At 61.2% G+C, this 6,958-nt stretch carries 6 protein-coding genes and 1 pseudogene; 2 read left to right on the top strand and 5 right to left on the bottom strand.

The window, feature by feature from the left end; all coding sequences use genetic code 11:
- Positions 1 to 691: 691 nt before the first annotated feature.
- Together istB and istA are read right to left on the bottom strand one after the other, a co-directional pair.
- The gene (istB, locus tag QRN11_RS18840; protein WP_285314018.1) at positions 692 to 1,480 is read right to left on the bottom strand and encodes an IS21-like element helper ATPase IstB; all 789 of its coding nucleotides are present in this window, start codon (positions 1,478 to 1,480) and stop codon (positions 692 to 694) included.
- Positions 1,480 to 2,697, bottom strand: a complete 1,218-nt coding sequence (istA, locus tag QRN11_RS18835; protein ID WP_285314017.1) for an IS21 family transposase — start codon at positions 2,695 to 2,697, stop codon at positions 1,480 to 1,482. Before istA ends, istB begins: the two co-directional genes overlap by 1 nt.
- Before the next feature lie 45 nt (positions 2,698 to 2,742).
- Between istA and QRN11_RS18830 the strand changes: the two genes are divergently transcribed.
- Positions 2,743 to 2,883 (top strand): hypothetical protein, encoded by a 141-nt coding sequence (locus tag QRN11_RS18830; protein WP_285314016.1) that lies wholly within the window; start codon positions 2,743 to 2,745, stop codon positions 2,881 to 2,883.
- A 38-nt stretch (positions 2,884 to 2,921) separates the two neighbouring features.
- On the opposite strand, the pseudogene QRN11_RS22575 reads toward QRN11_RS18830, so the two are convergent.
- Together QRN11_RS22575 and QRN11_RS18825 are read right to left on the bottom strand one after the other, a co-directional pair.
- Positions 2,922 to 2,966: pseudogene (locus QRN11_RS22575) on the bottom strand (hypothetical protein); the annotation flags it as partial.
- A gap of 316 nt (positions 2,967 to 3,282) precedes the next feature.
- Positions 3,283 to 3,495 (bottom strand): dodecin, encoded by a 213-nt coding sequence (locus QRN11_RS18825; protein WP_285314015.1) that lies wholly within the window; start codon positions 3,493 to 3,495, stop codon positions 3,283 to 3,285.
- A gap of 959 nt (positions 3,496 to 4,454) precedes the next feature.
- Here QRN11_RS18825 and QRN11_RS18820 point away from each other — a divergent pair.
- On the top strand, positions 4,455 to 4,694 hold the full coding sequence (locus QRN11_RS18820; protein WP_285314014.1) for a hypothetical protein: 240 nt from the start codon (positions 4,455 to 4,457) through the stop codon (positions 4,692 to 4,694).
- Between the two features lie 133 nt (positions 4,695 to 4,827).
- Here QRN11_RS18820 and QRN11_RS18815 read toward each other — a convergent pair whose 3' ends face one another.
- Positions 4,828 to 6,642 carry a glycoside hydrolase family 15 protein gene (locus QRN11_RS18815; RefSeq protein WP_285314013.1) on the bottom strand — a complete coding sequence of 605 codons (1,815 nt, stop codon included), beginning with the start codon at positions 6,640 to 6,642 and terminating at the stop codon, positions 4,828 to 4,830.
- Positions 6,643 to 6,958 lie beyond the last annotated feature (316 nt).

The following is a 6,958-nucleotide window of genomic DNA, read 5'->3' as shown; positions in this document are numbered from 1 at the left end:
AGTAGGTTTGGCGGCCGCCGGGCCCTTCCGTACGCGACAGGCCCGGATGTGCGGGCATGCCTAACGGCTCTTGGCGGTTCGTGTGGAACGGAATCCCTGGAGTGAGTGCCTGCCGACGTCCGGACGGCACTTCTCGAGAGAATAACCGATTTGAATTGCCTGCATTAGGGTAGTCGCGGGTGGGTCTCCTGATGTTTTTATCGCGGTGTTCCCGGTAGTGATGGGCTCCTCGATGTCTTTCCACAACCTGCAGACAATTGTGGTGGGGCCTGTTCGTCTCGGGTCTGGCTGCTGCTTTCACGAGTTCTTCGAGCTGTGTTTTCGGTGCCGCGTCGTCTTCCAGGGAACCCCCTCGGAGCAGAGCCCGAAGCTGTTCTTTAACCTGCCAGACCGCCCGGAGCGAGCCAGTCGCATCGTCGACGGCGAACACATTTTCCAACCGGAGCGCCGCCTGCGACGGAGTGTGTCGCCGCCGTGCAGCAGCAGCATCCGGTGCGCCCAGGCCTTGTCGGTCTGCCTCTGTCAGCTTCGACAGGTACGCTTCGGTGACGTCGGCGCGGACCATCTACCAGGGAGACGGCGAAGCCGCTGTCTATGAAACGGATCTGCCGGTCCGGATCACGGCGTCTGTCAGCGATGGTCGAAAAGTGAGCCATTTCGCGGGCTGAAAAGTGAGCCACTTTGACGCTGGTTATTCTGCCGTATTTTCCGGTCTTGTCGAGGGCAGCGAGTCGACCTGGGTGTGTTTGAGGCGGTAGCTGGAGCCTTTGAGGGTGATGACTTCGGCGTGGTGAACGATCCGGTCGATCATGGCCGACGCGACGACCTGATCGCCGAAGACGTCACCCCAGCGGGCGAAGGGCAGGTTCGAGGTCAGGATCAGCGAGGCGTGCTCGTAGCGGGATGAGACCAGTTGGAAGAAGAGGTTCGCGGCGTCCTGCTCGAACGGGATGTAGCCGACTTCGTCCACGATGATCAGTCCGTAGCGGCGCAGCTTCACCAGTTCCTGGGGCAGCCGCCCGTTCTGGTGAGCTGCCTGGAGCCGGGCGACCCAATCGATGGCGGTGGCGAACAGCACCCGGTGACCGAGCTGGGTGGCGCGTAAACCCAGGCCCGTGGCGAGGTGGGTTTTGCCGGTGCCGCGCGGTCCGAGCAGGACGATGTTGGACGCTTCGGTGAGGAACGCGCCGGTGGCCAGGTGCGCGATGGTGTCGCGTTTGAGGCCGGGCTGGTGATCGAAGTTGAAGTCCTCAAGTGATTTCCGGGCCGGGAACCCGGCGGCCCGGGCCCTGATCTCGGCACCGGAGGCTTCCCTGGCCGCGACTTCCCGGGACAGGACAGCGGCGAGGTATTCCTCATGCGTCCAGCCAACCTCACGGGCCTGGTCCGCCAGACGGATTGCTGCTTCCCGGATCCGCGGTGCTTTCATCGCACGGGAATAGTACTCGATCTGGCCGACGGTTTCCTTAGCGGCCGGCATCAGGCGACCTGCCCGTCATCAAGGACAACCCCGAACGCCCGGTCGTAGTCCGCCAAGTCCCTCAGCCCGGTCGTTTCGCCCACCGGATGAGGGGTTTGGAAGGCCTTCCGCAGTGCCCTCGCCGCCTCAACGTGGTCCGGATCGGTGATCGTCAGACCGGTGCCCCAGGACCGGGAGCGGGTCCCGAGGGGCCTGCCGTCCAGGCTGATCGTGACGGTTTCGAGGTTGGCGGTGACATCGACGAACCGGCCGATGGCCTGCGGGTGGACGGAGTAGTCGTTGGATCCCATTCGGACGTAGTAGTCCCGCGGAAGCCGGACCCTTGAGGTGAAGCCGGTGACCGGTGGAACCGGTGGCAGCGCCAGCATTGCCGCTTTGTCCGCGGCGAGCAGGTCCGTCGGCCGGGCGCCGGTCCGCCGGACCAGCCGGGCGTTGGCCTTCGGCAACCACTGGGCGAGCTGGGTGTTGAAGTCCTCCGGGGAGGCGAAGGTCCTGCCCGGCAGGAAGGATGTCTCCAGGAACTGGTTGGCCCGCTCCACCACGCCCTTGCTCTCCGGATCGTAGGGTTTGACCTGCACGATCCGGGTGGCCAGGACCCCGGCGAACGCTGCGACTCCGGCGGCGTAGCTGTTCCGCCGGCCGATGCCGGTTTCGTTGTCCCAGATCAGCCTGCGTGGAACCGCACCTAGGGAACCGAGCAGCTCCCACATCCCGGCCAGCAGGTCCCCGGTCATCCGGGACGGGATCATCCGGGCCCTGATGAACCGTGAATGCGAGGACACCATCACCAGGACCGGCAACACCTTGGCTTTGCCGGCACCGACGGGGATCCGCACCTCCGGGAACCACAGATCGCACTGCGCCTGATCACCGGGCTCATACGTGATTCGGTCAGCTGGATCAGCCGGGGCATACTCGGGCCGGATCCTGGCAACGTTCTCCCGGAACCAGGCCGGGGACCCCGACCAGCCCACACGCTCAGCCAACACCGTCGCCGGCATCCGCGGGTTCTCCAGCAGCAGCGCACGAATTGCCGGTTCCACAGCCTTGATCCCGGAGTCCTGCGGCGCACGAACGTAGGTCGGCGGACTGTCAGCGCTGACTGCTTTCGCGACCGTGTTCCTGGAGATCCCCAACCGCACAGCTATCGACCTCATCGACTCACCTTCAGCCAGATGCAACCGCCGAATAAGCGCCCAATCCTCCACTGTGATCACCCACCCAATCGTTTGGAACGGGTGGCTCAGTTTTCAACCGTCACAATGGCTCACTTTTCGACCGTCACCGACAGCGTCCACGAGCTGATCCAGGGGCTTGTGGAGTGGGCACGGCACGGGACCTGCTGGGTGGATTCGAAGAACGACAGCGGGTGGGAGGCCGACTCCTCGCAATACCAGCGGTAAGCGGACCAAAGGACGTCGACCGGCCCGGTCAGAGGAATATCGCGGAGCCGTTGGAAGCGGCGCTTTTTCCGCCGGGAAGTGATAACACCGCAACTCGGGCAGCCCGGTAGTCAGTTTGACGATGACCTGCCGCCGGCCGGTAGTGGAATTACGCGGTAGTTAGGCGGGCTGAAGAGGATAGTGGCAGCGTCCGCTGCGAGCCCGATAGGGTCGTGGTCCTGTTCCAGATTAGATGCTAGACACAGTCATCCCAACAGGGCCACGGGCCCCTTTGTTTCAACGACACGAACTCATTCCCCATCAACCGCAAAGAGCCTGTTTACCCGCTCTGGGCCGCGATGATCATCCCGACAATACGTTCGCAGAAAAGTTTGGCTGCGACCGAGACCGGGAATGCATCTAATGTTCTTCTAAGCGAAAGCCCAACTTAACGGTGACCTGCCAATCAGCGACCTTGCCGTCTTCCAAGTGGCCGCGGATTTCCTTTACCTCGAACCAGTCGATGTTACGGAGAGTTTTGGACGCCTTCGCTATTCCGTTTCGGACCGCGTCATCTACGCCGTGGTCGGACGTGCCAACGATTTCTGAAATGCTGTAGGTGTGGTTAGACAATTTTACTCCTCGCATGGGTGCCGCATCTGAATGTGATTCCGCGGTGCTAGCTGCCACTGTAATGCGGGATGGGACATGTTGCCACACGAACAGCTGCCGAAGACTTCGGATTTCACACCAGAATCTCGAATGAAAATGCGGTCCCTTCCCCTAAGGCCGCGACCGACGCCAGGCTCCAACAGGGGCCAGAGATCGATTCTTATGCTTGCGCTGTGCGATCCAGAGAGCCGTGTCCGGTCCCGCTGGACTGATGCAATAAGTAACCTGTCGAGCATATAGAGCGCCGTTGTCGCCCTTCTTAGCAGCAGCTTTACATTACGCTGGTTCCCGGGCTCCTGGCTTGTAGAGAATCTGAGGCCTAGATGCACGTGATGGATCGAAGGCGAGGGTTTGTACGCCGTGTACTGAAAAGTAGGCACCAGCTGGAGTTAAGGAGGCTAGCCCCCCATAATTAGGCCGCCGCGGTCCAGCTAGCGAAGTTAGAGAAGCCGAAGATTCTCCTCGCTAGCACAAGATACTAGATGTGGCGCGAAAACAAAATTGATTGGCGGGACCGGAGCTCTCAGGCAAAGCCTGCGTATCTGTAGCGTGGTGTGTGGCTTCCTTGATGATTTAGCTTACGAAGAGGAAGCGGATGTTGGCCAAGCAGGAGATTGGAGCCCCGAGATGTCACGTGAGGAAGCGTATTCTCGCTGCCCGTCGGACTCTTACGTGGAGCGATACGGCAACGAATGGCTGGTTGTGCCCTTCGCCCCCGTGGAACAGCCACGTTTCTTCGAGTGCCACCTTGGTGGAACACCCTTGATTGGGTAGAACTGCCCGTCGCGTTCGGCGACTTGATCCGGAACGGGCTAGCTTGCATGTGTCTTGACGCCCTGTCGTGAAAGCTCTGGCGGCTGAAAACGACTAACTGACGGATGTCCGCGGCCCTGCGTGAACAATATTAAACACACATTGACATGCGAGAGAGCAGCACCCCCTACATGAAAACTATTGTTGACCTTCCCATCGCGGTCACCGCAACCAGCCGCGCAAGCATGGATTCCCAGCTGGATGAGGCAGTGGCGGTTGCCAAGGCAAAGGCACTGCGTGAAGGGCGCCGAGGGATTTTGGTCACCCAACACGACGGCAGTTCCTTTACCGTCGACCTCAGTTACGATGTTCCCTTTGGTCTGACCCGCGAACACCGGGCATGGTGAAAATACTCACGAATATAGGAAGGGCTGGGCCGTCCCGGATCTAATCACCAGCGGAGGACCCAGCCTCGTCCTTATGCGAAGCTTATGCCCGGCTACGCGAACAGGCTCCCACCCACTGTTCCCTTTCCAGTCCTTACGGGGAAGGGTTGACGGCTAGGCTCAGCCGGTCGACGCCGTGCATGGCGTCAGCGGCGCGGACTAGCGCTAAATGGGAGAAGGCCTGGGGGTAGTTTCCCGCCATCCGTTGTTCTTCCGGAGCGTATTCTTCGCTGAGCAGGCCTAGCTCGTTGGTAAACCCGACCAGAGTGTTCATGAGCGCCGATGCTTCTGCCTTGCGGTTGGTGCGGGCGTATTGTTCCACGAGCCAAAAGGAGCAGGCGAGAAATGGATGTTCGCCCGGTTCCAGCCCGTCGATGCCTGTCTCGGTCCGATAGCGCATCAAAAGACCTTGCCCTGTGGTGAGCTCTCTTTCCAGTTGTGCGACAGTGCCGAGCATGTGCTCGTCGTCGTAGGCCAGGAAACCGACCTGCGGAAGAGTCAACAATGCTGCGTCTGTTTGTCGGCCCCCGTAGGTTTGGGTAAAGGAATTGAGCTCCCTGTTGAAACCCCTGTCCATGACTTCTGTCCGTAGACGCCGGCGGAGTTCGTCCCAGCGGTCGGCCGGGCCCGGGAGGCCGTGGTCCCGAACGGCCCTTACCCCGCAGTCGAAGGCCGCCCACATCATGGCCCTGGAATGCGTGAAGTACTCGGCCGTTCCCCGGATTTCCCACAGGCCGCAGTCTTTATCATCGACGTGTTTCTCTACATAGCCCAGCAGAGCCCGCTGAAGCGCCCATGAGAAGGTGTCCTCTTTGCCGCCGGCGAGGCGCAGTCGCTCAAGGGCAACCATGACCTCGCCGACAACGTCCGCCTGGTATTGAGCGACGGCAGCGTTTCCGATCCGGACAGGCCTTGCGTCCTGGTAGCCGGGGAGGTGGCCCAGCACGCTTTCCGGTAGAGCTCTTTCACCGGCCACCCCGTACATGACCTGGATGTCCTCTGGGTCGCCGGCAAGGGCGCGAAGCAGCCAGTTGCGCCACTTCAGCGCCTCCGATTCGTATCCATGGGTCAGCATGGCTTCAAGGGTCAGTGCGGCATCGCGCAGCCAGCAATAGCGGTAGTCCCAGTTCCGCGATCCCCCGAATTCCTCAGGCAGGGAGGTCGTAGGCGCGGCTACGATTCCGCCGGTCTCGTAGTGTGTCAGGGCACGCAGCACGAGCAGGGATCGCTTGACATGATCCGCGTAAGCCCCGTCCTGACGGCAGTGACCGCCCCAGCGGGTCCAATAGTGGATGGTGTCCTTGAGGGCTGCATCAAAATCCAGCGCCGGAGGTGTGTCCCGGTACGAGGGAAACCACGTCAACTCGAAGTCCACCTGTTCGCCGGCAGAAACCGCGAATTCACCGACATGTCCTTGGTCATGGGCTTCAGGTAGCTGTTTTCCGTGGAGGGCCCAGGCATCGGGTCCCGCTATGGCCAGCAGTGCTTCGCCGCCAGGTTCACGGCGCGCGCGGCTCGTCCATGGCGTGATCGTTCCATAGTTGGGGCGGAGAAGATATTCATGACGCAGGGAAACTGTCCCCCGGAGCCCGGTAACCCGTCGCAAGAGTGAGGACCGGCCTCGTCTGGCTGGCATGAAGTCCGTCACCAGGATCTGTCCCGTCGTTGTCTGCCACGTCGTCTCAAGGACAAACGTTGACTCCAGATAATGGCGATCTAGGACCACAGCAGTGGACTCCATGGGGGAAATCAGCCACCGTCCGTGCTTTTCATCGCCCAAAAGGGCAGTGAAAACTGAAGGGGAATCAAAACGAGGAAAGCAGAGCCAGTCCACGCTGCCGGTCCGCGACACGAGTGGCCCGGTGGCGAGGTCTGAAAGGAGTGCATAATCTGCTATCGGTGCCGCCATGGATATACCTAAGCACGAAGGGCGGAGGGATGGTAGCAACGGATTACCTGGTCGAAGGCGGGCGTTTACGAGAAGGCAGTCCTTCCGACGAGCTCTGAATGGGGCCGGCACCAGCTAGCGGGAATGGCTTATGGTGGGCTCTGGAGAACACGCCCCAGTGGGGCCGGTTCGTGGGGCGGATGAAGTCATAGCCTCGCTGACTGATGGACCGGGATTGGTCCTTGTGTTCCGTTTCCCTTTGTTTGACTAGTCGGATCTCGCAGGTGCCAGCGGTGACCGCCAAGGCTGCTGCAACGGTAGTCATAATGGAGCCAGC

Origin of the sequence: Pseudarthrobacter sp. fls2-241-R2A-168, assembly GCF_030209335.1 — a bacterium.
GTDB lineage: Bacteria > Actinomycetota > Actinomycetes > Actinomycetales > Micrococcaceae > Arthrobacter.
The sequence above is the reverse complement of the archived record's forward strand: the minus strand, read 5'-3'. Positions and strand labels throughout refer to the sequence as shown.

What these genes read in the sequence shown, in the direction of transcription:
- QRN11_RS18815 (WP_285314013.1), bottom strand. Translation starts at nt 6,642, where the DNA reads ATGGCGGCACCGATAGCAGATTATGCACTCCTTTCAGACCTCGCCACC.
- istB (WP_285314018.1), bottom strand. Translation starts at nt 1,480, where the DNA reads ATGCCGGCCGCTAAGGAAACCGTCGGCCAGATCGAGTACTATTCCCGT.
- QRN11_RS18820 (WP_285314014.1), top strand. Translation starts at nt 4,455, where the DNA reads ATGCGAGAGAGCAGCACCCCCTACATGAAAACTATTGTTGACCTTCCC.
- QRN11_RS18830 (WP_285314016.1), top strand. Translation starts at nt 2,743, where the DNA reads ATGGCTCACTTTTCGACCGTCACCGACAGCGTCCACGAGCTGATCCAG.